Raw genomic sequence first — 23,709 nt, forward strand, 5'->3', positions numbered from 1 at the left:
ATCAAGTGCTAACGAGCTTTTCTTGCACGTACACATAAACCAAAGCTATGAGTAAAGCGATTAAATAGTAGAGCGGATCGAATGAAGGCTGACTTCTATTGAACAAATAATAAATGAGACCAAATGAAACAAAGAAAAACATCAGCTTTGAACTAAATTTAAAATCTGAATTGGTCAAATTCAGAAGATAAAAGACGATCGAAAACGCTAAGGGAATAGTAATGAGAACCACCTGACTTCCCAAAGCACCAGAAAGACTGGATTGGAACAAAAAGACAAGCAGAAATACACTCACATTAATCCATGCTTTTACGTTACTATTTTTAAACTTCATGGTAAATTTTATTTAAGCAGGCTCAAAACTAATTTTGAGCTCGCGGACTACTTATAGGCAGTAAACCCCCGTTAGCTAGCATAGAGAGTTGCTGATTGATCCTATTCCAAAGTAAGGGATCTTCCGTCTTTTGTACTGGACGAAAGGAAATATTTGAAAAATTCCCAGCACCATGCCCACAGACTCTCCTAAATGCCTATTTCCGCATTCGGCGCCCGCCATGGCCCGCTGGCCACTTGTCAGATCTCGTGTTTTTTTTATTGAAAAAAGCATTTAAGCCATCCACTTTTATTTTTTTTCGTACTTTTACCCCCTAAAGCGTAATCAGCAAAAGCATGAAGAAAATACTATTTTTCGCCTTGATACTCATCGGTGTACAAAGCACCCAGCAGCTTCAGGCCCAGAAAACCCGTAACCACATGGCCTACAGCATCGGGGGCTCTTACATGTATGGCAATAACACCGGGGATTTCTCTACCTTTACGTTCACCCCCAGCATCGTCGGAGGTATCACGTATAACCGACAGCTTTCCGAGCGTATGGACTTTCGCGTGAATGCCTTCGGACAGCATATAAATTCTGGCGGGCATGATCGTCTGGGTATTTGGCGTACACGCCAATGGGAAGCCATGGGACTCCCATTTGATTTTAGAGGCTTCGGCTTAGGGGGAGATATTATGCCTACCTACAACTTTCACCCGAACAAGGCCGGTCAGGTGGGCAGCAGCTTAAATGTCTACATGGGCTTAGGTGTGGGCTTCTTGAACGTATGGCGCGTGGAGCAGCTCCAAATAGAAAATACCATCGTAAAACGTAATGCTAGCACAGCAGCAGCGTATATCCCTTTCCGAATCGGCGTTAACACGAATTTCGATTTCGAGTGGGACTACGCCATCGAACTAGGCCTGCTGACCAGTACCTCCGACCTGCTCGACGGAAATGATTTTGGAAATAAATCCCTTCCTGTGGATATGCTCGTGCAGCTACAGTTTAAAGTTATCCGGTACATCGGGGTGGCTAACCGCAAAGCATCCTCCCGTTAAGACTATTTCCCACTTGCTCTTCGCCAAACAGGAAACAAAACGCTTCATATGAACCACCCGCGCTATACTGCACGGGGTGGTTTTTTCGTTTCTAATGAGCCGTGTACCCCCATAAAAAAACGGCCGAAGCATTTCTACGCCCCGGCCGTTTCCGTACGCTACTGGTTAGCCCCAGATAAACTTATAAGCTATCTTCCTCCGCCAACTCATACTTGAGTGTGCGTCCTTTTTCTACCGCGGGTAGACCCTCTGTCATCCAAAGCGGCGCAGGAGCCCCTTTCAGGTAGTGGTCAAAGAACTGCGACAGTCGGATCGAAAGGTCTTTTCGGTTTTTGCGCAGGCGCAAATTATGGTCCTCTCCATTATACTGTAACAACCAGGCCGGCTTATCCAGACGTTTTAAGGCCATAAACATTTCGATTCCTTGGTACCAAGCACTGCTCCATCCTCATCGTTATGCATGATTAACACAGGCGTATTTACACGGTCCATATAGAATAGCGGGCTGTTTTCGATATAATACAATGGCTTTTCCCAAAGCGTACCCCCTATCCGTGACTGCGTTTGCTCGTACTGGAACATACGGCTCATGCCCGTTCCCCAGCGAATACCCCCGTAGGCCGAGGTCATATTCACCACCGGGGCGCCCGAACCTGCAGCCTTAAACATATTCGTCTGCGTGATCAAGTAAGCCACCTGATAACCGCCCCAGCTTTGGCCCTGAATGGCCATATTATCTGTATCCACGAACCCTTTCGCCGCGACCGTTTGCACCCCTGGAATGATGCAGTTAAACGCTGAAGGCCCTGGAAGCCCTAACTCATACTTGATATCCGGAACGAAAACGAGGTAATCGTTGCTCACGAAATAAGGGATATTCACTGTAGATGCACTCGGAGCTGGCGAACGGTAGCTATGCAAGCCATCACTATTTCGCTCGTAGAAATAGACCATCATCGGGTATTTCTTGTTCGCATCGAAATCCTCTGGCTTGAAAAGAAGCCCCTGAAGCGGTGAACCGTCGTTCGCGACATAATCCACTAGCTCTACAGAGCCCCACTTGATGCCTGTCTGCCAAGGGTTGGCATCTGTCACCTGCTCCATACGCTGTAAATTCGCATCGGTGAGGTAAATATTCGGAAACTCCTGATAAGTAGAACGACGCACGGTGTAGACTTCTGCTTCCTCTGCTTTCGCAAAACCCACATAACGGTGGGGACTCATGAGGATTTCCTGAGGGCTAGCCTTCTTAGCAGCATCTAAGCGGTAGAAGCCATTGTCCTTTTTCGTCTCATGAAAAGCAGAAAGGTACATCGGCGTTTTCATAGAGAAGCCTTCCTCCTCCTTTTCAATCGACAGACGACGGAAGGTAAGCATCTTCTGGCGCCCCTCTCCTTTCGTGATATTCACTGGCGCCTGACGACCACTCGGATCTAACAGCCACATATCGTACTTATCGTAAACGATGAAGCCACCATCTTTCTCTGCCCAGCCGCCACTGCCATAACTACCCGGCAGCGAAGGGGAGTCGTGCAATTCATTATAAAAGGCCACGTCGAGATCCTTTGTCAAGGCGCGGATCGTTCCCGTTTTCACTTCATAGCCATACCACGCACTATCACGACTGTCATACCACGCCGCAAAGTTCCCCGTAGGAGATAGCTGCGGTACACCCGACATGTTTTTCCCGATAAGCGTTTTCGCTCCCGTCTCTAAATTCACTAAATACACGTCACGCCCGATCTGAATATCCCAGCTGTAGCTTCTACGGTACGGACTATCGTCTGTGGCGATGCCAAAAGGATGTGTCGCATTTCGAGAAGCCGCTACACTGTTGAGCTCTCCCTCCCCGATCTGGTAAAGGCGCTTGTCCTTAATGCTGTAACCCGCTAAAAAGGTTTTATTGGCCTCTCTCCTCGCATTCCGAAGTTGCATCGGCTGAATTTCCGCGTCCTGCCAGCCCCAAATATCCAATTTCACACGATCTTCATCCAAGATCGTCGTATCCTCCTCGTAAGCGAAGGTCTTGTAATCTTCCAGCACACCGAAGTGCAGGCGCTTTTCATCTTTACTGAAGTAAGGCGCTGATGCCTTATCCAGTCGTCCCGAAGCCATCAAGCCCGGCGACTTTTCATCCGCCACCTTATTGAGCTGCCCCTTCTTCACCTCATACAGGTAGAGGCTGTAATAAGGCTTTTTCGCTTTGGCAGAATCTAAGGTTGTCAGGTACGTTAAAAAACTACCTTCTTCCGAGAAATTCACGCCGAAGTAGCCCGTCTTTTCGGTATCTATAGCCTTCTCCGCTCCGGATTTCAGGTCCACTAGGTAAAGTCCAGTATTTTTTAAGGTGTCCGCCTTGTCCTGTACGTAGTAAAACTGATCTCCCTGCTTGGTAAAACCATAGGAAAGCACACGCTCAAACTCCTTTTTCGTTCCGGATTTCAGGTCGCGCAACTCTAAGCGCGTGCCATCCGTCTTCGGGGTCTTTAGCTTTTTCGTACTGTCGGCAGGATCCGTTTTCGCCGGCTCTTTTTCGAAGAGGATGGCCAGCCATTCTGCATTTTCTTCCGGCATGCTAAAAGACTTCACCAGCGGAAGCTTCTCTGCATTACCAGTAGCTAGATTGAGGATAAACAAGCTATCCTTTGGCATCTCCTTTTTCTTGCGCAGCTTCAGCATGCGGATGCTATCCTTTTCGGCCTCTATTTTGCCTACGGCAAAACCCCCTGCTGCAGAAAAAGACCAGTTTTTCACACGAGGCATCACATACCGCTTCTGTAAATCACCTGAAGCCACGATTTCGAGACGGCCATCACCTTCCTGCGGGCTGATTTGGTACCCCATCCAGCGACCATCCTTCGTGAGCGTACTGCCCCCGATGGACTCCCAGCCGTCGTAGTCCTCATGCGTCAGGGAACGTTTCTGCTGCGCCCATGCCTCCGACCCGCTGAGGAGCAAGGCACAAAACAGCCATACGTAATAATTTTTTTTCATATTCGGTTCTATTTTAATACAAATAAGCCAGCCTCCAGCAGAAAGCTTTCATGCTTTTATGCAAACGGGAGAATACTTATATAAGTACCTCCCGTTTTTAGCGCCTTCTATCGAAAATTCCGCCTAGCGACCGATTTTAACCTTTTGCTCTACCTGGCCCCCTCGAGTAGAAAGCAGCCGCACCGTGGCCTCCGCACCGGAAACCCCCTGTAGCCGCACGCGAAAACGAACTGTCTTGCGCTCACCGGCATCGGTGTATCCCGCGTAGATGGTCTTATCCATCACCTCAGGAGACACTATCTGAACTTTGGCCTCCTCATAGCCGCGCGTAAGCTCCGAATCGAAACGCAGCTGCACACGATCCTCCTGCACGATTTTCACCAACTTCGCCTGCTCCAGCGCGGTCGGCAGCTTGCCCTCATTTTTCCAAGCCACCTCGACCTCATAGGTATCCGCCTCCACTTCACGAACGCTTACATTCTCGATGCGGAGCAGGGGCAGGTCTTTGGCCAGGGCCAAATTAAACAGAGACTGCCGCTCCAGCCAGCCCTCCAACTGCCAGGGAGGTCCGTTCTGGGCGAAAAATTTGGGATGAAATCCCCCGATCTCCACTTCTCCGAGCTGTGGATGCTGGAAGGCTCCCAATCTTTAAAGCCATTTCCCCCATTTTCCTCATCATCCCAGCGGAGAGCATCGTAATCATCCAGCACCCCATCGCCATCATAGTCTTTCATGGCACCATTATTCCACAGCTCATCGCCATACCAAATCGCCCCATAATAAAAGTAGCCGAAATCAGGACCATGGCCGAACAGTGGATTCGGCTTCAGCGGATCGCCTGTAATACGGTTCACCTTATAGCGCGTGGAATAGGTCTCATAAACATCTCCCGCCCAGGGGTAGCCCGTAATCTCCATGCCCAGCGCATCGTACTTTTCGTACAGCGCCCGATCCTGCGGAAACATACTCTCTTCACTTTTCGAAGTGCTTGGCGGGCGTAAGTGCATGGGAACTCGGGTATCCAGCGAGTTCACTACCGAGATGTTGGGATGGCTCAGGAGCCAAAGCACTGTAGCGCGGGTTTCTATCTCGCTCAGCGGATATTCGCCAGCTCCCCACTGGGTATAGCCTCGGCCCGTCTGCTCCACACCTGGCATCGGGCGCCAGTTTTCGGGGTAGTTACGGTGCAAGTCTAGGCCACCGATCCCGTCTTCATTATACTTACCGTCCCCATCGTTATCGATACCCTCGGTGTACATGAGGTAGTCGCCCTTACCGGCGAGGACACGCTGCATAAGCCGCCCAGAGGGGTCGCGTGGATCTAAAATGTAGTTAGCTTCTTTCTTTTCCTCCTCGGTGACCGCCTTTTTACGCATCATGTGGATGACGCCATCCCCGTTTAGGTCCTCCTCTGGATCCTCATCGAAGAGCCCGTCTCCATCGCTGTCGAAAGGACGCACGGTACTGCGGTTACGCTGCTCGGTAAACAGGTAGAGATTCGTGCCATCGGGGTTGTTTTGTGGGCGCAGGTAAATGGTTTTGGTGTCGATCAGATGGGTGATTTCGGGATCCTTCCCGTAATTTTCCAGCAGGTACTGGGTCATCCACAGTACCGTTTCGCTGGCCGTCACCTCTCCTCCATGGCGACCTCCTTCGAAAAAAGCTGCTGGTTTATCGGTATGCTTGCCCGTTTTTTTATTCGTCAGCGTCATCTGTAGAATGGGGCGCCCTCGTAAGACTTGGCCACCTCATAGACCGAAACCAGGTCGGGATACTGCTTTTCCCATACGCGATACCAGTGGTACATTACATCAGGAGTATGGTAAATATCGAAGGTCAGCGTCTCTCCAGGACTGTACTCCACCTCTGGAAAGCGAAACTTCTTAAAATAGGAGCGACCGTGGCGCTTACCGTCTACGGTGTAAAAGGCATCATCCGCCGTGTGCTCGGGAAAGACTTGGGCTGGCGCCAAAGTCCACTCTTGGGCCCAGGCTGAAGTGCCCAGGCCAAGCATGCCTGCTGCCAGCAGGGAAATCGATATTTTCATAAGCTAAAAACCACTTTTTCATCAAAAATACAGGGCGAGGGAGCGACATCCTAACCGTTAATATAATATCTGCTCCAGAAAAGGGCCAAAAAACAAAAAAGTCTTGCCAACGACAAGACTCTTTTCAGAATATAAACCCAAATATAACTTTAGAGATTAAAAGTTTCGCATAATTAAATACTTGCAGAATGCGGAGAAATATGCCCGAATCGGAATTTCTTAGAACTTTCTAATTATCGGGCAAAATTTAAATTCTCTCTCTATCTGAAATTCAAAATAAATGATAAAAATCTAAATTTGCAAATTGAAAAAAAAAGTTTTGCATTATTTTATCTATTTCATAATTTACAGTCCGATTCATTAACGGTCGTCTAATAACCCTTTAAAATAATGGAGAAAAATTTAGATATTGACAATGTAGACCTGAAGATCATCTCCCTACTGAATGATGATGCGAAGACCCCCTACACAGAGATAGCCAAAAAAGTGTTCGTTTCCTCTGGAACTGTACACGTACGGATGCGCAAGCTGGAAGACATGGGTATCGTAAAGAGTGCTACCCTGAATATAGACTTCTCGAAACTCGGCTACGACATCTCCGCTTTCTTAGGTATCTACCTAGAGAAAAGCTCTCTCTATGATGCGGTAATCGAAAAGCTGAAGGAAATTTCTGAAGTGATTAATGCCTATTATACGACGGGCAACTATAGCATCTTCGCTAAAATCATCTGTAAGGACACCAACCACCTGCGCACGGTGCTGGATAATATCCAAAAAGTAGATGGCATCGACCGCACCGAAACCCTTATTGTGCTGGAGGAAAGCATTAACCGTCCGATACAGTTTTTCGACAAGCCGATAAAGTAACTATTTAGATTAAATCTAAATAAATTATTTACTGAAATTTAAGAAGAAAACCTATCATTTCTTTTGTAGGCCGCTTATATCGTATAGGCGGCTTTTTGTTTTTTATAACTCTGCTTTTCAGGACTTTAAATTCTTTTTCTATAGGTTTTTATCAAAAATTAAACGTACTGTGAACATTATTTTTTGGATTAATGTTCTACTTTTGCATCACAAACTGTAATTAGTCTAAATAACTCACCTCATGAGCAAGGATAACCAAATATTAGAAGAATTCACGGGAAAAGACTACGAGCATGGCTGGTCTGTAAACTACGAAGCAGACGAGGCTCCTGCTGGTCTTAACGAAGATATCATTCGCTGGATTTCAGCTAAAAAAGAGGAGCCTACCTGGCTGTTGGAGTGGCGCCTAAAAGCCTATAAAACTTGGCTAGCCATGGAGGAGCCCGAGTGGGCAAATGTACGCTACCCGAAAGTAGATTTTAATGCGCTCATTTACTATTCTGCGCCCAAGCAGAAAACCAAGCCAAAATCGCTCGATGAGGTGGATCCTGAACTTTTAGAGATTTATGAGCGCTTAGGCATTTCACTTAATGAGCAGAAAAGACTTCAAGGAATCGCTGTGGACGCTGTCTTGGACTCTGTATCCGTAGGTACTACGTTTAAGGAAACGCTAAAAGAAAAAGGTATCATTTTCTGTTCCTTCTCCGAAGCGGTACAGGAGCATCCTGAACTGGTGAAAAAATATTTAGGTAGTGTCGTTCCGATGACGGACAACTACTACGCAGCGTTGAATTCAGCTGTATTCTCTGATGGTTCTTTTTGCTACATTCCGAAAGGGGTACGCTGCCCGATGGAGCTTTCTACTTATTTCCGAATTAATGCAGCCAATACTGGGCAGTTTGAGCGAACGCTCATCGTAGCCGAAGATGAGAGCTATGTCTCGTATCTCGAAGGTTGCACAGCTCCCCAGCGTGATGAAAATCAGTTACACGCCGCCGTAGTGGAAATCTATGCGGGTGCCAAGGCAGAGGTGAAATACTCTACCGTACAGAACTGGTTCCCTGGCGATAAAGAAGGCAAGGGGGGTATTTACAATTTTGTAACCAAGCGCGGTATCTGTGCGGGTGATTATAGTAAAATCTCTTGGACACAGGTAGAGACTGGCTCTGCGGTGACCTGGAAATACCCTTCTTGTATCCTGAAAGGGGACCATAGTATCGGTGAGTTTTACTCCGTAGCAGTGACCAATAACTACCAGCAGGCAGACACAGGGACGAAGATGATTCACATCGGGAAAAACACGAAGTCCCGCATCGTGTCGAAGGGAATTTCTGCCGGGCATTCTCAAAACTCTTATCGCGGACAAGTGCAGGTTATGAAGCGTGCCGATAATGCACGTAATTTCTCTCAGTGTGATTCCCTGCTCATGGGGAGCCTTTGCGGGGCACATACCTTCCCCTACATCGACATCCAAAACAAGAGTGCGCAAGTAGAACATGAGGCAACTACCTCTAAGATCGGTGAGGATCAACTTTTCTACTGTAACCAGCGCGGAATCGCTACAGAAGATGCTGTGGCTCTGATCGTAAATGGTTACGCGAAGGAGGTACTCAACCAGCTCCCGATGGAATTTGCGGTGGAGGCCCAGAAGTTACTGGCCCTTACGCTTGAAGGCTCTGTCGGATAAAGTGACTTGTTAGGAGCGGGAGCCACCGTGTGCCCGCCTCCTTCTCTATCTTTGGTCTAATTGAATCACCTATTAATTTATATTCTGAAACAACATGTTATTATCTATAAAAAATTTACACGCTGAAATCGAGGGAAGCCCGATCCTAAAAGGAATTAATTTAGAAGTAAAAGCAGGCGAAGTGCATGCCATCATGGGACCGAATGGTTCTGGCAAGTCCACGTTAGCCTCTGTTTTAGCAGGTAGAGAGGAGTATGAAGTGACAGCCGGCGAGGTGCTTTTTCAGGGCAAAGACCTTTTAGAGCTAGCTCCGGAGGACCGTGCACGTGAAGGCGTCTTTTTGGCTTTCCAGTACCCTGTAGAAATTCCAGGTGTGAGCACGACTAACTTTTTGCGCACAGCGGTTAATCAGGTGCGTGAATACCGCGGTCAAGAGCCTTTAGATGCTGTAAAATTCTTGACGCTAATGAAGGAGAAAATGAAACTGGTAGAAATCGACCAGAAGTTGCTCAGCCGCTCGCTAAATGAGGGTTTCTCGGGTGGTGAGAAAAAGCGTAATGAAATTTTCCAAATGGCCATGCTCGAGCCTACCCTTGCCGTACTGGATGAAACAGATAGCGGCTTGGACATCGATGCCCTCCGCATCGTTTCGAATGGCGTGAATAAACTTAAAAGTCCGAATAATGCCACCATCGTAGTGACACACTACCAGCGTCTATTAGACTACATCGTTCCGGATTTCGTGCACGTCTTGTATAATGGTAAAATCGTAAAATCAGGCACTAAAGAATTGGCTTTAGAGCTAGAAGAAAAAGGATACGATTGGATCAAGGCGGAGGCAGATGCCGCCACTGCATAAGGGATCAAAGGATAAAGACGTAAGCACACCATGACGACATTAGCACAGGAAAAAACCTTGAACCTACTCACGGAGGAAACGCTCCCAGCTGGCTTTGTAGCGCTGAGAACGGCCGCGCAAACACAGTTGCTCGAGCAGGGTTTGCCGAAGGCCAAGGACGAAGAATATAAATTTACAGCGATAAGCAAGCGCCTTCAGGGCCTGCAGCATCCCGAGCGGGCGGCGGCACTCAACCTAACAGCCGCCTTTGTGGATCGTTTTCGCTACCCCCAGCACGAGGGCGATATCCTCGTTTTTAATAATGGAACATTCGACCCGCAGCATTCCCGCATCGAATCCGCCATCGAAGTGAGCGAGGTGCAGGAAGGGGATCCGCTCCTCGGAAGTATCATAAAGCTGGAAGCCGATCCCTTTATCTGTCTGAACACGGTGCAGTTTGTGAAAGCACTCCGCATCCGTGTGGCAGCGAACACACAGATAGAAAAACCGGTCCTCCTTCTCCATTTTCATCAGTTGAATAAGGGTGCCTCCATCCCGAGTCGCGTCCTGATCCAGCTCGAAAAGCATGCAGAAGCCCATTTCGTAGAGCAAAGCGTGCATTTAGACGAGCAGGCTACTTTCGTGAATATGGTGACTGAGGTGCAGGCACAGGCTGGGGCTCAAGGGAGCTATAATCGCCTGCAGATCGAAAATGAAGACACTATAGCGGTTAATAATTTTGCCGCGGATATCCATAGAGACGCAGTTTTCACGCATTCCTGCATTTCCCTACAGGGAGGCATGCTGCGTAACAACCTGTTTTTAAACCTTCAGGACAGCGGCTGTACAGGAAATATGTTTGGCCTTTACGCCTTACGGGCAAAAGCCATGTAGATAACCACACGAATGTGGATCACATCAAGGCCCATGCCGACTCGAATGAGTTGTACAAGGGTATCTTAGCCGAACAGGCTCGGGCTGTTTTTAACGGCAAGATCTTTGTCCGTCAGGACGCCCAAAAAACGAATGCCTTCCAGCAGAACAACAACATTCTGCTTTCTGATGATGCCACGGTGAACACGAAGCCACAGTTGGAAATCTGGGCGGACGATGTCAAGTGTTCTCATGGCTGTACCATCGGGCAGTTAGATGAGGAGGCCTTATTTTATTTACAAGCCAGAGGCATCGACAAGACCTCCGCGCGTGCGCTTTTGCTGTATGCCTTTGCGGGCGAGGTGCTGGAGAGAATTCCGGTGGAGCCTTTTAAGGCCCATCTGATCGAGCTGCTGGAGGAAAGACTTCTGGCGAAAAGCTAAGCTATGCAAAAACTAGATCTTACAGCCATCCGAGCGGAGTTTCCGGTTTTACATCAGGAGGTACATGGAAAGCCCCTGGTGTACTTGGATAATGCTGCCACGACACAGAAACCCCTCGCCGTTTTACAGGCTTTAGACCAGTACTATAAGCGAGATAATGCCAATATCCACCGCGGAGCGCATGCTTTAGCAGACCGCGCCACGGGGTATTTCGAGCAGACCCGAAAGCGTGTGGCGCAGTTTATCGGAGCCGCTGAGGATCGCGAAATTATCTTTACGAAGGGCACCACCGAAAGTATTAACTTGGTGGCGGCCTCCTTCGGAGAGCGTTTTGTGGAGCGGGGCGATGAAATCGTCATCACTGCTATGGAGCATCACGCGAACATCGTGCCCTGGCAGCTGCTCTGTCAGCGGAAAGGGGCTGTTCTTCGCGTGATCCCTGTACTGTCGGACGGCACCTTAGATCGAGCGGCTGCGGAGGCCCTCATCGGGCCAAAGACCAAGCTGCTCGCTTTCGTCCATGCCAGCAATGCCCTCGGAACAATAAATCCAGCCGAAGAGCTCATCGCGCTGGCGCGCAAGCAGGGGGCCTACGTGCTGGTGGATGGCGCGCAAAGTGCATCCCATCTGCAGATCGACGTGCAAGCGCTGGACTGCGACTTCTTCGTCTTCTCGGCGCATAAATTATACGGTCCTACGGGGCTGGGTTTCCTGTACGGGAAGGCCGCGCTTCTGGAGGAAATGCCGCCCTATCAAGGGGGTGGAGAAATGATCCGTGAGGTGAGTTTCGAACAGACCACGTTTAACGACATCCCGTTCAAGTTCGAGGCGGGTACCCCGAACATAGCCGATGTGATCGCTTTTGGCGAAGCCTTAAACTTTATCGAACAGCACGGTAAAGCCGCGATCAAGGCCCATGAAGATGCTTTGCTGCAGCAGGTGGTGGCCGAACTAGCCGATGTGAAGGGGATTTTGCCGCTAGGCACTGCTGCTCAAAAGGTGAGTGTGTTTTCCTTCAACATCCAGCACATGCATCCTTTCGATGTGGGCAGATGCTCGACGCGGGTGGTATCGCGGTGCGGACGGGGCATCACTGCACACAGCCGCTGATGGCGCATTATGGGCTGGAAGGAACTGTTCGGGCCTCCTTTGCCGTTTACAATACCGAAGAGGAAGTCGAGCGCTTCACGGCAGCCGTTCGGCGGATCGCAAAATTGAAAAACAAATGAGTAAACTAAGCAGTGTGCAGGACGAAATTATCGGAGAATTCGAAATCCTCGGAGACGATAAGGAGTCCACGATTTTCTATATCATGGAGCTAGGTGGGCAACTCCCTCCTATGCCGGAGTCAGACAAGACGGAGGAGCATATCATAAAAGGCTGTCAGTCTAAGGTTTGGCTTACAGCCAGTTTACAAGATGATCGGGTGTATTTTCTAGCGGATAGCAACACGGATATTACAAAGGGCTTGATCAGTCTTTTAATTCGTGTGTATTCGGGGCAGCGGCCGCAGGATATCTTAGCGGAGGAGCTTTACTTCTTAGATAAAATCGGGATGGGCAGCATCATCGGCTCACAGCGCTCGAATGGCTTGGCGGCCATGATCAAGCAGATGAAGCGCTATGCGCTGGCCTACCAAACCCAAATAAATGCTTAAAAAAGACCAAAGAGATGAGTGACGTAGCGGAAATAGCAAAAGACAAGTTAAAGGAAAAGGTGGTACAAGCCATCAAGCAGGTCTATGATCCGGAGATTCCGGTGGACGTGTATGAGCTGGGATTGATTTACGAGATTACGGTCTATCCGGTGAATAATGTGTATGTGCTCATGACCCTGACGAGTCCCAACTGTCCGTCTGCGGAGTTTATTCCTTCGGAGATAAAAGATAAAATTCAACAAGTACCGGGAATTAATAATGTGGAGTTAGAGCTAACGTTCGATCCGCCCTATAGTCAGGACATGATGTCTGAGGCGGCGAAGTTAGAGCTTGGCTTTCTTTGAACCTTTAAAATAAACCAATACGATGTATCCAGAGGATTTAATCGCCCCGATGCGTGCCGAACTGGCTGACGCGGGCTTTCAGGAATTTAAGACAGGTGAGGCAGTAAGTACCCACTTAGCAGGACATAAGGGCACGACACTGTTCGTGGTTAACTCTGTTTGCGGCTGTGCCGCGGGTGCTGCGCGTCCAGGTGTTCGCTATGCTGTGGAGCAGAGTGAAGTCAAGCCGGATGTGTTAGCGACGGTTTTTGCAGGTAATGATGTGGATGCGGTGAAGACCTTACGTGAGGCCTGCCTACCCTATCCTCCTTCTTCTCCAGCGATGGCTTTATTTAAGGATGGAGAGCTCGTTCATTTTATCGAGAGGCACCACATCGAAGGACGAAATGCGAAGATGATCGGTGATCATTTGGTAGAAGTTTTCAATCATTTCTGTAAGTAAAAACTGACCCTCCTCGGAGGGTCTTTTTTTTGCTAAATAGCTATACGTCTATCGAAATCGATGACGAAAGAAATAGCAGGTCGCTGCATCCTTTACTGGACGGAATAGTTTCTCCTTATCATTTTTCACAGAATTAATAAAGATAAGCGTACATGTATAGCGAAGGAACAGCTTAAATTCTTGTACCTACACTAAAAACAGCAACAAGAAACATAGCATAAAATCCATTCGTTTTGCGTAACTTAAAGCCGCGAAACACAGTTATATCTTTTGAATCATTAATCAATTCATTAAAAATAAACCTTATGTCCGAAATAGCTAAGTTATCTTACGGAGGTAAAGAATTTGAACTCCCGGTAACCGAGGGAACAGAAAACGAAAAGGCAATAGACATTGCAAAACTGCGTGGCGCTTCTGGTTTAATCACCTTAGACCCAGGGTTTAAAAATACGGGTTCTACGAAAAGTGCCATCACATTTTTGGACGGAGAGAAGGGTATTTTACGGTACAGAGGCTACCGCATCGAAGATTTAGCAGAGAAGTCTACCTTCCTAGAGGTGGCCTATCTCCTTATTTATGGAGAGCTTCCTACTCAGGAGGAATATGCTAAGTTTTCTAAGGACATCACCCATCACACACTTGTTCATGAAGATATTAAGAAGATCTTAGATGGTTTTCCTTCTAATGCGCATCCGATGGGCGTACTTTCTTCTTTAATCTGCTCTTTATCTGCTTTTTATCCAGAGTCTTTAAATCCGAATAGAGATAAGGAATCTGTCAACTTAAGCATCATCCGTTTGCTAGCGAAGATGCCTACATTTGCGGCTTGGGCTTACAAAAATGAGGTTGGACATCCGGTTAACTATCCTGACAACAGTTTAGACTACTGTTCGAACTTCTTAAAAATGATGTTCGCGCTACCTGCGGAGCGTTATGAGGTAGATCCCGTGGTCGCCAAAGCTTTGGATCAACTGCTTATCCTACACGCTGATCATGAGCAAAACTGCTCTACGTCTACTGTACGTGTAGTCGGATCTTCTCAAGCTAGCATTTACGCATCGATCTCTGCTGGTATTAATGCCCTATGGGGCCCGCTACATGGTGGAGCCAACCAGTCTGTAATCGAAATGTTAGATGCGATCAAGGCTGATGGAGGCGACACGAAGAAATTCCTAGACAAAGCAAAAGACAAGGATGATCCTTTCCGTCTAATGGGCTTCGGACACCGCGTGTACAAAAACTTCGACCCTAGAGCGAAAATTATCAAGAAAGCGGCCGATGATGTATTGAGCAAGTTAGGAACTAACGATCCTATCTTAGACATCGCGAAAGAGCTTGAGTACGCAGCACTTAACGATCAGTACTTCGTAGATCGTAAGTTGTATCCAAACGTAGATTTCTACTCTGGCATCATCTACCGCGCATTAGGCATTCCTACGGACATGTTCACGGTGATGTTTGCACTCGGTCGCCTCCCAGGATGGATCGCACAGTGGAAAGAAATGAGAGAAAATGGTGAGCCTATCGGCCGTCCAAGACAGGTGTATGTAGGTGCCACTGAGCGTGACTACGTGACGATGAATAAGCGTTAATTCGTTTAGAGAATTTTATACATTTCACACAAGTGGAAAAGCCTTATACTTTTCGTGTAAGGCTTTTCTTTTTCCCTATTTTTCCGATAGTTAATGGCATCCCCTGTTTGAAAATAACGTATATTTGGAAACTAGAATACTACAAACAAGTTTACCATGAGCATCGAAACATTAGAGCAGGCGATGGCTGCTACCAAAACCTTCACAGAGAAGCCAAGTAATGAGGAACTCCTTCAACTCTATAGCTTATACAAACAGGCGACCATAGGAGATAATACAGAGGATGCACCGGGGGGCTTTAACTTTGTGGCGGCAGCCAAACATAATGCCTGGGAAAAATTAAAAGGTATGGCTAAGGAAGAAGCGAGCGAAAAGTATATCGCACTGGTTAAAACCTTACAGCCGAAATACAGCTAAGCTTGTCTAGAGCGGAATTAGGCAGAATTAAAAGGTAGGAGACGTAGCGTTTTCCTACCTTTTTTTGTTTAGAAAAATTTGATATAATCGACTGCTAAGGTAAAAGGGCCTTCCTGCTTATCAAACAGCATGATGCCGATTCTACGAACAGCGCCAAGAACGGCAGGGTCTATACCTTTCCGTACGGCATTTCCCATACGGGTTATCTCGAAATCTTGAAGGGGCACCTGCAAGGTTCGCCACTCCCCTACTTCTCCCTCGGCAGAAAACTGAGTGCGCACTTTGGGGAGGTACCAGGCCGTTTCTGGCTCTAGGAGCAGGTCAAATTTGCGATCGGTCTCTGCTTTAAAACGAATCTCCAGGGTGGTAAAGGCTGAAAGATCGTAGGAGGCGGTGGCGCTTCGGATGGAAACGAAGCCGCCATTATTGCGCAGCGATACATCACCTTCGAATAGCAAAGCATTTTCTGCCAGTTGTGCTTGGGACTGCGACCGCCCTCCCATGACGCCGTCGTTGATAATGGCCCAGTTGCCGAAAGATTTTTCCACACCAAAATCAAAGACGAGGGCTTGCTGGGCGGAGGCGCTGGCTAGAGTCATATAAAAGATGAGTAAAAGGTATATGCGATTCATATACAATAAACGCATGCCCGGGGGACAAATGTTTTGATGGCGATGCCTGCTGTCGGAGAACTCGCCATTCGAAGGAGGAGCAGCAAGAGAATCAAAGGCATAAGATTAATTTTCAAAACTTCCTTCTGATTTCAGCTAAACAAAAAGCCTCAAATAAAATATATTTTTACAAGACATTTGGATAAGCGCATTTTTCTCCTTACTTTTGTATCACAATTTAAATCATAAGACTTTTCACGCTGTGATTTCCTTTCAGTTCTGTCGTCAAACACTAGGGTTAAGGAGTACATGGCAAGAAAAGAAAGGAAAATTCATGGAAAATACAATTTTATTCGCTGACCTTGGTGTGTCTGATGAGATACTAAAGTCAGTAGAAGCGATGGGCTATGTCCATCCCTCAGCTATTCAAGCACAATCTATTCCTTTTTTACTTAACGGTGAAGATGTAATCGGCCAAGCGCAGACAGGTACAGGTAAAACAGCCTCTTTTGCGATTCCGATTATTGATCTGGTAGATCCGAACGTGAACGCGCCACAAGCGTTGATTCTATGTCCGACGCGTGAGTTGGCCGTTCAAGTGGAAGGTGAAATCGTTAAACTTGCGAAATTTAAGCGTGGCATTCATTCTACTTGTATCTATGGTGGTGAGTCTATCGACAGACAAATCCGTAGTTTAAAGCGTGGCGTGCAGATCGTGGTAGGTACTCCAGGCCGTATCATGGACCACATGAACAGAGGCACCTTAAAGTTACAAGAAGTACGCATGGTCGTTCTGGACGAAGCGGATGAGATGCTCGACATGGGCTTCCGTGATGATATCGAGGCCATTCTAAGCGAGACGCCAGAAGAGCGCCAGACGGTATTTTTCTCTGCTACCATGCCGAAGCCTATTTTAGAGTTGACGCGTAAGTATCAGCGAGATCCGCAAATCGTTAAGGTGCTTCGCAAAGAACTTACAGTAGAAAATATCTCTCAGGTTTATTATGAGGTGAAGCCATCCCTACGTGTGGAATTAATGGCACGCCTAATGGACCTATCCAATTATAAGCTGAGTGTGGTGTTCTGTAACACTAAGCGTGCTGCAGACGAAGTGACGGAAGCCCTAATTGCTAAAGGCATTATGGCGGAAGCACTTCACGGAGATCTTTCTCAGGGTCAGCGTAGTAAGGTAATGGCGAAATTCCGTAAGGGAACGTGCAGTGTCCTCGTAGCAACTGACGTGGCAGCACGTGGTATCGATGTGGATGATGTAGAAGCTGTTTTCAACTATGACTTGCCTTTAGATGAAGAAAACTACGTGCACAGAATCGGTAGAACAGGTCGTGCAGGTAAATCTGGGGCTGCGATCAGCTTTGTAACAGGCAGAAAAGACAGCTATCGTCTTCGTGACCTTGAGCGTTTTATTAAAACGGGCATCGAGAAGCAAAACCCACCAAGTGTGGCGGAGCTTGTGGAGCTGAAAAAAGAGCAGGTAGCAAAAGATGTCTATCGTGCGATCTCTAAAGAAGAAGATACCCAGCTATTTGAAGAAACAATCGGCAAGTTGCTCGCGGAAGGTTTAACCATCGAGCAAGTGGCCCTTGGTTTAATGAAGCTTCAGTTCGGTGATGTCATGAAAGACACGAAAGAGCAAAACTTCGACCTAGAGTTAGGAGGCGGTAGAGAGCGTGGTAAGCGCGATCGCTTCGAGAGAGGTGGAGAGCGTGAAGGTGGCCGCGGCGCGATCGCTTCGGAAAAGGTGGCCCTGGTGCTCGTCGTGGTGATAAGCCTGCGCGTTCAGGTGTGGCCCGTGATGCGAACATGGCGCGTCTGTTCATCAGCTTAGGCAAGAAAGACCGTATCCGTCCAAATGATATCGTGGGTGCCATCGCTGGCGAAACAGGAGTACCTGGACGCAGCATCGGTGGTATCGATATATTCGATAACTTCTCCTTTGTAGACGTCCCTTCTAAGGATGCTGCTCACGTGATCAAAGTCATGAAGCAGAACACGATCAAAGGAAAGACGATCAACATCGAAATTTCGAAAGGTTAAATAATAAGGTTAATGGTTAGTAAAGCGCCTTCTCACCCGTGGAGAAGGCGTCTTTTTTTGCCCTTTGGGCAAGTTTTAATCCCTTCAGACTTCCTCCTACTGGATAGTAGCGCCGGCCTGTTGCATTTCAGCTAATGCGCGCTCGAAATCCCCCTCTTGCAGGTTGACCGCCCGTGTGCCCGCTGCAGGCACATGTACCTGATAGCCCAAACGCAAGGCATCCAACACTGTGAATTTGACACAGTAATCTGCAGCCAAGCCGACACAGGTCAGTTCGGTAACTCCGAGAGACTGTAGATAGGCATGCAGCCCCGTATCGACCACCTGATTATTATCAAAAAAGCCACTATAGCTATCAACCCCGGGATTTTGTCCCTTTTGAAAAATCCGCATCCAGCGGCTACGGTCTAACTCGGGATGAAAATCAGCCCCTGGACTACCCTGTACGCAGTGCACAGGCCAGAGTACCTGCTGCAGCCCCTCCAACTCAATCCACTCTCCCGGACTTTTACCATCATGATTGGCGGCAAAGCTCCCATGGTTTTCAGGATGCCAGTCTTGTGTGGCGATAATCGTTTGAAAATCCGCCTGCAGCGCATTTATGAAGGGAACGATCTGATCACCCTCCTGCACCGCGAGCGCACCGCCTGGCATAAAATCCAGCTGCGCATCGATGATTACGAGTGCATGTTTTCCTTTACTATCCATCTTTACATCTATTTTTTTTCGTTGACGATTTCTTTTTTTGGCACCAACATCCTCTTGGCTAAACAAACCCCTTCTTTTAGGTACCAACGCCCTCCTTGTGAAACCAACTGCCTGCTTTGGGTGCCTATAGATCCTCCCCTTTGGCGCGAAGCACCAACTGATTCCGCAGCTGATAAAGATCCCGCTCTAATCCCAGTGGGTAGAGGTGCGGATTAATCAGACGCTTGTGGGAGCGATCAAAAGCCGCCAGCTGCTGCTGGGTACGTGCGCGAATGCTGTGAATGTCCGGACGCTGATAGACCATTTGGCCTGCCTCAAACACCGGTACGAGCAGGGAGACCACTTCCAGCCCCTGCCGTTTCAATTTCTTTCGGCGTGTCGGGTCCAGTGGGTCGATGATGGTATAGGTATCGCTCTGCAGCGGGAGATTTTTTTCTTCGATCAGCATATCCGCCACCGCCTTTCCTTCTTGAAAAAAGCGGAGGGCAGCATGCACGCCTGGAATATTAATTTTCATGCTTTGCTGAGACTGCTCCACCTTCGGTACCCAGTTTCCCTCCATATCGCGAATGGCAGAAAGTTTATAGACAGCGCCGAGAGCCGGCTGGTCATAGGCCGTCACCAGCTTTGTACCCACCCCCCACACTTGGATGGCAGCCTCCTGCAGCTTGAGCGAGGTGATAATCTGCTCATCCAGATCATTCGAGGCCACCACTACAGCTTGGGGAAAGCCCGCTTCATCGAGCAGCCGACGCGCCAGCTGACTGTAGTAGGCCAGGTCTCCCGAATCGATGCGAACCCCCTGCATCTCAAAACCCTTTTCGCGGAGCTCCCGCCCTACGGTGATGGCATTACGCACCCCCTGCTCGGTGTCGTAGGTGTCCACTAGGAAGGTGCAAGTGTCCGGAAAAGAAGCTGCATAGGCTCGAAAAGCCTCTAGCTCCGAGTCAAAAGACATGATCCAGCTATGGGCATGCGTGCCACTTACAGGAATTCCGAAGAGCTTGCCCGCCATCACGTTACTGGTGGCATCACAGCCACCGATATAGGCAGCGCGGCTGGCTGCGAGTGCTCCATCGATGCCCTGGGCACGGCGTAGCCCGAACTCCAGGACCTTGTCTCCCTTGGCAGCATGTTTGATACGTGCCGCTTTCGTGGCGATTAAGGTTTGAAAATTAAAGATATTCAGCAGCGGCGTTTCTAGAAGCTGACACTGCACCAGGGCCCTCTGACCCGCACGAGCGGCATGTAAGGAAACACCACGGTGCCCTCCTCTACCGCCTCGATGGTACAGGAAAAGGTAAGCCCTTCCAGGTACTGGATAAATCCTGGGTCAAAGGTCGGGCTGCCGTCGGCTTTGCGCTGCGCCGCCAAATAGGCCAGATCTCCCGCGTCAAAGCGGAAGTTCGCACAGAAGTCGAGCACATAATCCAGGCCCGCCGCCACGGTAAATCCCCCTTGGAAAGGATTTTTACGAAAGTAGAGGGAGAAAACAGCTTCGCGCTCTGCCTTTCCAGCCTGCCAGTACGCATAAGCCATGGTCAGCTGATAGTAGTCGGTGAGCAGGGACAGCGAGCCCTGATAGAGGTCTTGGGTTATCTTCATTTTTTTACCGTCAGGAGCACGCCCAGAAGCACCATCCCCATCCCTACATAGGTGATGAGCTTATAGGTTTCCCCGAAAACCAGGAAGCCAAAGCCCAGGGCGTACACGATACTGATATAAGTTAAACTCGAAATCTTCGATAAGTTCCCGTGCTGATAGGCCAGGGTCATAAAATACTGCGCGAACTGGGTCAGTAGGCCGATGGCCAAAAGGATTGCCCAGTCCCATCCTGTAGGGGGCACCCACAGAAAATAGCTGAGTAGCCCCGCGATCGGGATGGTCACCAGCGGGAAATAAAACATGATCACCAGCGGATGTTCACTGCCCTTAATGAGCCGGATGACATTATACGCCACCGCCATGCCGATCGTGGCGATCAGCCCGATGGCCAAATCCATCAGGGAAATCCTCGGATCAAAGCCCTGGATCAGGAGCACGCCGGCAAAAGAGAGGCCAAAAAAGAAAAACTGCTTGGGGGCCAGACGCTCTTTCACCACCCAAATGCCGAGCACGCTGGTCAGGATGGGGGCGATATAATTAATGGTCACGGCCGAAGCGAGGGGAATGCGCTGCAAGCTATAAAAGAAGAAAATAAGTCCCACAGAACCGGCCAGACCTCGCAGCAGCAGGAGCCGGCGGCGTGTGCCGAGGACAGGGATTTTTTGTTTTTTTAGCCAGAAGAAGGTGATGCCAAAGCTCAACACGGATCGAAAAAGAATGATTTCGATGGCAGGAATGTGTGGAATAAGTTTCACAGACACGTTCATGCAGGCAAACAGAAAACCGGCCAGAAGCATGTGTTGGACGCTTTTTGCGGGCATGGGTAAGGGCTTAGCTCAGGCCGGAGCCTTGGTGGGGAAGGTTAGATACATCGCTGAGGAGCTTGCCATCCTGCATGGTCAGGGTGCGGTCTGCCATCAGAGCCAGCTCGGGATTATGGGTCACGATAACGAAGGTTTGCCGAAAGGCATCGCGCAGAGTGAAAAAGAGCTGATGCAGGGCATCTGCAGAGACAGAGTCCAGATTTCCGCTCGGTTCATCGGCAAAGATGATGGCAGGATCATTTATCAGCGCGCGTGCCACGGCGATACGCTGCTGCTCTCCACCGCTAAGGGCGGAAGGCTTATGCTCGAGACGTTTTTCTACGCCCAAGATGCCAGCCAGTTCCCGCGCTTTTTTCGCTAGCTCGGAGGGTTTTTTCCCCGCGATCATGCCGGGAAGCAAAATATTCTCTTCGGCAGTGAATTCTGGAAGCAAGTTGTGAAACTGAAAAATAAAACCAATGTGCCTGTTGCGGAAGGCGGCTAAGGCATCTCCTTTTAAGGCCTGTAGTTCCTGATCCAGAAGCCGTACGCTACCCTTATCGGGCTGGTCGAGTGTACCGAGCAGGTGGAGTAGCGTGGATTTTCCAGCGCCGGAGGCCCCTACGATAGAGACTACCTCTCCTTTCTGGATGCTAACATCCACACCTTTAAGCACATGTAAGTCTCCATAGAATTTTTCGACACCGATCGCCTGCAGCATGCTTCTAAACTTTTTTTAAAAATACGTTTAATTCACTGAAAGAACGGTCAAAAATCGCACATATTTAGCAAAAAGACGAAACTAAACCTTGAAATTTCAAGGTGGCTGACTTATCTTCGAGCAAAAATTTTTACTAGGATGAACATACACGAATATCAAGCAAAAGAAGTATTAAAGGGTTACGGCGTCCGCATTCAAGAGGGCATCGTGGCTGAAACTCCGGAAGCCGCCTTAGAGGCTGCAAAACAGTTGAACGCGGCTACTGGTACTTCCTGGTACGTATTAAAGGCGCAGATTCATGCTGGAGGCCGCGGTAAGGGCAGATTCAGGAGACAGGATCGAACGGCGTGGTGTTAGCGAAAAAGTTAGAAGATGTAGCTGAAAAGGCAAAAAATATCTTAGGAGGCACGCTAGTGACGCATCAGACAGGTCCTGAGGGTAAAAAAGTAAGTAAAATCCTCATCGCTGAAGATGTGTACTACCCAGGAGATTCTGAGCCGAAAGAATACTACTTATCTATTTTGCTTGATCGTGCAAAGGGCTGTAACGTGATCATGGCTTCTACTGAAGGAGGCATGGACATCGAAGAGGTGGCGGAAAAAACTCCTGAAAAAATCATTAAGGAGTGGATCGATCCTAAAGTAGGGTTACAGGGCTTCCAAGCACGTAAGGTGGCTTTCAAGTTAGGTCTTAGCGGAAATGCTTTCAAAGAAATGGTGAAGTTCATCAGTGCACTTTACCGTGCTTATGAAGCTACCGACTCTTCACAGTTTGAAATCAACCCTGTATTAAAAACTTCTGACGATAAGATTTTGGCTGTAGATGCCAAAGTAAACTTAGACGATAACGCGCTGTACAGACAGCCGAAATTAGCAGAACTTCGTGACTTAGCCGAGGAGGATCCATTAGAAGTAGAAGCTGGTAAGTCCGGACTGAACTACGTGAAGCTCGATGGTAACGTAGGCTGTATGGTAAATGGTGCCGGCCTAGCGATGGCGACCATGGACATGATCAAGCTTTCAGGCGGTGAGCCGGCCAACTTCCTCGATGTGGGGGGAGGCGCGAATGCGACTACAGTAGAAGCGGGTTTCCGAATCATTCTTCAGGATCCAAATGTAAAAGCGATATTAATTAACGTCTTCGGTGGTATCGTTCGCTGCGATAGAATCGCAAATGGCGTGGTAGAAGCCTATAAATCAATCGGTGACATCCGCGTGCCTATCATCGTTCGTCTTCAGGGTACAAATGCTGAAGAAGGAGCACGTATCATCGATGAGTCTGGACTGAAAGTTTTCTCTGCGATCACGCTGAAAGAAGCAGCAGAAAAAGTAAAAACAGCTATTGCCTAATTCAAATTAAGGCGTAATTTTGCAGGGCAATTCGGAAAGAATTGCCCTTTGCTGCGCCTGTAGTTCAACTGGATAGAATATCGGATTTCGGCTCCGACGGTTGAGGGTTCGAATCCTTCCGGGCGCACTTGAAGCGTGTAGTTTAACGACTACACGCTTTTTTTATGCGCTACTGGTTCCTACATCTCCTTTTGATTTATAGTTTCCACAGATAGGAAGCCAGTGATTTTTATCGTATTTTTAGCTGATCAGTATCAGGATTTTTATCCTGACCTCCGG

General features: G+C 48.4%; 18 protein-coding genes, 1 tRNA gene and 5 pseudogenes. 14 read left to right on the top strand and 10 right to left on the bottom strand.

Features of this window, described 5'->3' with window-relative positions:
* Nucleotides 1–669 precede the first annotated feature (669 nt).
* Nucleotides 670–1,377 carry a hypothetical protein gene (locus A3SI_RS07140; protein ID WP_009054713.1) on the top strand — a complete coding sequence of 236 codons (708 nt, stop codon included), beginning with the start codon at nucleotides 670–672 and terminating at the stop codon, nucleotides 1,375–1,377.
* A gap of 181 nt (nucleotides 1,378–1,558) precedes the next feature.
* On the opposite strand, the gene A3SI_RS22410 is transcribed toward A3SI_RS07140, so the two are convergent.
* The 5 genes from A3SI_RS22410 to A3SI_RS22425 all read right to left on the bottom strand — a co-directional run bounded on the left by A3SI_RS22410 (nucleotide 1,559) and on the right by A3SI_RS22425 (nucleotide 6,418).
* Nucleotides 1,559–1,786 carry an alpha/beta hydrolase family protein gene (locus tag A3SI_RS22410; protein ID WP_083836459.1) on the bottom strand — a complete coding sequence of 76 codons (228 nt, stop codon included), beginning with the start codon at nucleotides 1,784–1,786 and terminating at the stop codon, nucleotides 1,559–1,561.
* Entirely contained in the window at nucleotides 1,777–4,371 is a 2,595-nt protein-coding gene (locus A3SI_RS07145; protein ID WP_009054716.1) for a S9 family peptidase, read from the bottom strand. The genes A3SI_RS22410 and A3SI_RS07145 overlap by 10 nt, the downstream gene beginning before the upstream one ends.
* Before the next feature lie 123 nt (nucleotides 4,372–4,494).
* Entirely contained in the window at nucleotides 4,495–4,926 is a 432-nt protein-coding gene (locus A3SI_RS22415; protein WP_316929120.1) for a hypothetical protein, read from the bottom strand.
* Nucleotides 4,845–6,083 (bottom strand): M14 family metallopeptidase, encoded by a 1,239-nt coding sequence (locus A3SI_RS22420; RefSeq protein WP_316929121.1) that lies wholly within the window; start codon nucleotides 6,081–6,083, stop codon nucleotides 4,845–4,847. Before A3SI_RS22420 ends, A3SI_RS22415 begins: the two co-directional genes overlap by 82 nt.
* On the bottom strand, nucleotides 6,080–6,418 hold the full coding sequence (locus tag A3SI_RS22425; protein ID WP_316929122.1) for a hypothetical protein: 339 nt from the start codon (nucleotides 6,416–6,418) through the stop codon (nucleotides 6,080–6,082). Before A3SI_RS22425 ends, A3SI_RS22420 begins: the two co-directional genes overlap by 4 nt.
* Nucleotides 6,419–6,808: 390 nt before the next feature.
* Between A3SI_RS22425 and A3SI_RS07155 the strand changes: the two genes are divergently transcribed.
* From A3SI_RS07155 to A3SI_RS07200, 10 genes and pseudogenes are all read left to right on the top strand, one after another.
* A complete protein-coding gene (locus A3SI_RS07155; RefSeq protein WP_009054717.1) occupies nucleotides 6,809–7,285 on the top strand; it encodes an Lrp/AsnC ligand binding domain-containing protein in 477 nt (158 codons plus the stop codon).
* A 241-nt stretch (nucleotides 7,286–7,526) separates the two neighbouring features.
* Nucleotides 7,527–8,972, top strand: a complete 1,446-nt coding sequence (gene sufB / locus A3SI_RS07160; protein ID WP_009054720.1) for a Fe-S cluster assembly protein SufB — start codon at nucleotides 7,527–7,529, stop codon at nucleotides 8,970–8,972.
* Nucleotides 8,973–9,066: 94 nt separating this feature from the next.
* Nucleotides 9,067–9,831, top strand: a complete 765-nt coding sequence (gene sufC, locus A3SI_RS07165) for a Fe-S cluster assembly ATPase SufC (protein WP_009054722.1) — start codon at nucleotides 9,067–9,069, stop codon at nucleotides 9,829–9,831.
* 30 nt (nucleotides 9,832–9,861) lie between these two features.
* Nucleotides 9,862–11,126 (top strand): annotated as a pseudogene (gene sufD, locus A3SI_RS07170) (Fe-S cluster assembly protein SufD).
* Between the two features lie 3 nt (nucleotides 11,127–11,129).
* Nucleotides 11,130–12,355: pseudogene (locus A3SI_RS07175) on the top strand (aminotransferase class V-fold PLP-dependent enzyme).
* Nucleotides 12,352–12,783, top strand: a complete 432-nt coding sequence (locus A3SI_RS07180; protein WP_009054726.1) for a SufE family protein — start codon at nucleotides 12,352–12,354, stop codon at nucleotides 12,781–12,783. Before A3SI_RS07175 ends, A3SI_RS07180 begins: the two are co-directional and overlap by 4 nt.
* A gap of 14 nt (nucleotides 12,784–12,797) precedes the next feature.
* Nucleotides 12,798–13,127 (top strand): DUF59 domain-containing protein, encoded by a 330-nt coding sequence (locus A3SI_RS07185; RefSeq protein WP_009054728.1) that lies wholly within the window; start codon nucleotides 12,798–12,800, stop codon nucleotides 13,125–13,127.
* Between the two features lie 22 nt (nucleotides 13,128–13,149).
* Nucleotides 13,150–13,569: a BrxA/BrxB family bacilliredoxin gene (locus A3SI_RS07190; protein ID WP_009054730.1), complete on the top strand. Its 420-nt coding sequence runs from the start codon at nucleotides 13,150–13,152 to the stop codon at nucleotides 13,567–13,569.
* A gap of 305 nt (nucleotides 13,570–13,874) precedes the next feature.
* Complete coding sequence (locus A3SI_RS07195; protein WP_009054732.1) at nucleotides 13,875–15,161, top strand: citrate synthase; 1,287 nt, start codon at nucleotides 13,875–13,877, stop codon at nucleotides 15,159–15,161.
* A gap of 156 nt (nucleotides 15,162–15,317) precedes the next feature.
* Nucleotides 15,318–15,578, top strand: a complete 261-nt coding sequence (locus A3SI_RS07200; RefSeq protein WP_009054733.1) for an acyl-CoA-binding protein — start codon at nucleotides 15,318–15,320, stop codon at nucleotides 15,576–15,578.
* A gap of 68 nt (nucleotides 15,579–15,646) precedes the next feature.
* On the opposite strand, the gene A3SI_RS07205 is transcribed toward A3SI_RS07200, so the two are convergent.
* Nucleotides 15,647–16,177, bottom strand: coding sequence for a CIA30 family protein (locus A3SI_RS07205; protein ID WP_238531648.1), 531 nt, complete (start codon nucleotides 16,175–16,177; stop codon nucleotides 15,647–15,649).
* 346 nt (nucleotides 16,178–16,523) lie between these two features.
* On the opposite strand from A3SI_RS07205, the pseudogene A3SI_RS07210 reads away from it, so the two are divergent.
* Nucleotides 16,524–18,244: pseudogene (locus A3SI_RS07210) on the top strand (DEAD/DEAH box helicase).
* Between the two features lie 96 nt (nucleotides 18,245–18,340).
* Here the strand turns inward: A3SI_RS07210 and pncA are convergent.
* The 4 genes and pseudogenes from pncA to A3SI_RS07230 all read right to left on the bottom strand — a co-directional run bounded on the left by pncA (nucleotide 18,341) and on the right by A3SI_RS07230 (nucleotide 22,081).
* Nucleotides 18,341–18,952 (bottom strand): bifunctional nicotinamidase/pyrazinamidase, encoded by a 612-nt coding sequence (pncA, locus tag A3SI_RS07215; protein ID WP_040670379.1) that lies wholly within the window; start codon nucleotides 18,950–18,952, stop codon nucleotides 18,341–18,343.
* A 124-nt stretch (nucleotides 18,953–19,076) separates the two neighbouring features.
* Nucleotides 19,077–20,557: pseudogene (locus tag A3SI_RS07220) on the bottom strand (nicotinate phosphoribosyltransferase).
* Nucleotides 20,554–21,354 carry a DMT family transporter gene (locus A3SI_RS07225; RefSeq protein WP_009054738.1) on the bottom strand — a complete coding sequence of 267 codons (801 nt, stop codon included), beginning with the start codon at nucleotides 21,352–21,354 and terminating at the stop codon, nucleotides 20,554–20,556. The pseudogene A3SI_RS07220 and the gene A3SI_RS07225 overlap by 4 nt, the downstream one beginning before the upstream one ends.
* Nucleotides 21,355–21,388: 34 nt before the next feature.
* Nucleotides 21,389–22,081: an ABC transporter ATP-binding protein gene (locus A3SI_RS07230; protein WP_009054739.1), complete on the bottom strand. Its 693-nt coding sequence runs from the start codon at nucleotides 22,079–22,081 to the stop codon at nucleotides 21,389–21,391.
* A 138-nt stretch (nucleotides 22,082–22,219) separates the two neighbouring features.
* On the opposite strand from A3SI_RS07230, the pseudogene sucC reads away from it, so the two are divergent.
* A pseudogene (sucC, locus tag A3SI_RS07235) lies at nucleotides 22,220–23,430 on the top strand (ADP-forming succinate--CoA ligase subunit beta).
* Nucleotides 23,431–23,483: 53 nt separating this feature from the next.
* Nucleotides 23,484–23,557: transfer RNA gene (locus A3SI_RS07240), tRNA-Arg, on the top strand.
* Nucleotides 23,558–23,709: the final 152 nt, after the last annotated feature.

Origin of the sequence: Nitritalea halalkaliphila LW7 (assembly GCF_000265075.1) — a bacterium.
In the GTDB taxonomy this organism is placed as follows: domain Bacteria; phylum Bacteroidota; class Bacteroidia; order Cytophagales; family Cyclobacteriaceae; genus Nitritalea; species Nitritalea halalkaliphila.

Excerpts from the sequence above, each read along its gene's own strand:
- A3SI_RS07140 (WP_009054713.1), top strand. The coding sequence starts at position 670 with ATGAAGAAAATACTATTTTTCGCCTTGATACTCATCGGTGTACAAAGC.
- A3SI_RS22410 (WP_083836459.1), bottom strand. The coding sequence starts at position 1,786 with ATGGCCTTAAAACGTCTGGATAAGCCGGCCTGGTTGTTACAGTATAAT.
- A3SI_RS07145 (WP_009054716.1), bottom strand. The coding sequence starts at position 4,371 with ATGAAAAAAAATTATTACGTATGGCTGTTTTGTGCCTTGCTCCTCAGC.
- A3SI_RS22420 (WP_316929121.1), bottom strand. The coding sequence starts at position 6,083 with ATGACGCTGACGAATAAAAAAACGGGCAAGCATACCGATAAACCAGCA.
- A3SI_RS22425 (WP_316929122.1), bottom strand. The coding sequence starts at position 6,418 with ATGAAAATATCGATTTCCCTGCTGGCAGCAGGCATGCTTGGCCTGGGC.
- A3SI_RS07155 (WP_009054717.1), top strand. The coding sequence starts at position 6,809 with ATGGAGAAAAATTTAGATATTGACAATGTAGACCTGAAGATCATCTCC.
- sufB (WP_009054720.1), top strand. The coding sequence starts at position 7,527 with ATGAGCAAGGATAACCAAATATTAGAAGAATTCACGGGAAAAGACTAC.
- sufC (WP_009054722.1), top strand. The coding sequence starts at position 9,067 with ATGTTATTATCTATAAAAAATTTACACGCTGAAATCGAGGGAAGCCCG.
- A3SI_RS07180 (WP_009054726.1), top strand. The coding sequence starts at position 12,352 with ATGAGTAAACTAAGCAGTGTGCAGGACGAAATTATCGGAGAATTCGAA.
- A3SI_RS07185 (WP_009054728.1), top strand. The coding sequence starts at position 12,798 with ATGAGTGACGTAGCGGAAATAGCAAAAGACAAGTTAAAGGAAAAGGTG.
- A3SI_RS07190 (WP_009054730.1), top strand. The coding sequence starts at position 13,150 with ATGTATCCAGAGGATTTAATCGCCCCGATGCGTGCCGAACTGGCTGAC.
- A3SI_RS07195 (WP_009054732.1), top strand. The coding sequence starts at position 13,875 with ATGTCCGAAATAGCTAAGTTATCTTACGGAGGTAAAGAATTTGAACTC.
- A3SI_RS07200 (WP_009054733.1), top strand. The coding sequence starts at position 15,318 with ATGAGCATCGAAACATTAGAGCAGGCGATGGCTGCTACCAAAACCTTC.
- A3SI_RS07205 (WP_238531648.1), bottom strand. The coding sequence starts at position 16,177 with ATGACTCTAGCCAGCGCCTCCGCCCAGCAAGCCCTCGTCTTTGATTTT.
- pncA (WP_040670379.1), bottom strand. The coding sequence starts at position 18,952 with ATGGATAGTAAAGGAAAACATGCACTCGTAATCATCGATGCGCAGCTG.
- A3SI_RS07225 (WP_009054738.1), bottom strand. The coding sequence starts at position 21,354 with ATGCTTCTGGCCGGTTTTCTGTTTGCCTGCATGAACGTGTCTGTGAAA.
- A3SI_RS07230 (WP_009054739.1), bottom strand. The coding sequence starts at position 22,081 with ATGCTGCAGGCGATCGGTGTCGAAAAATTCTATGGAGACTTACATGTG.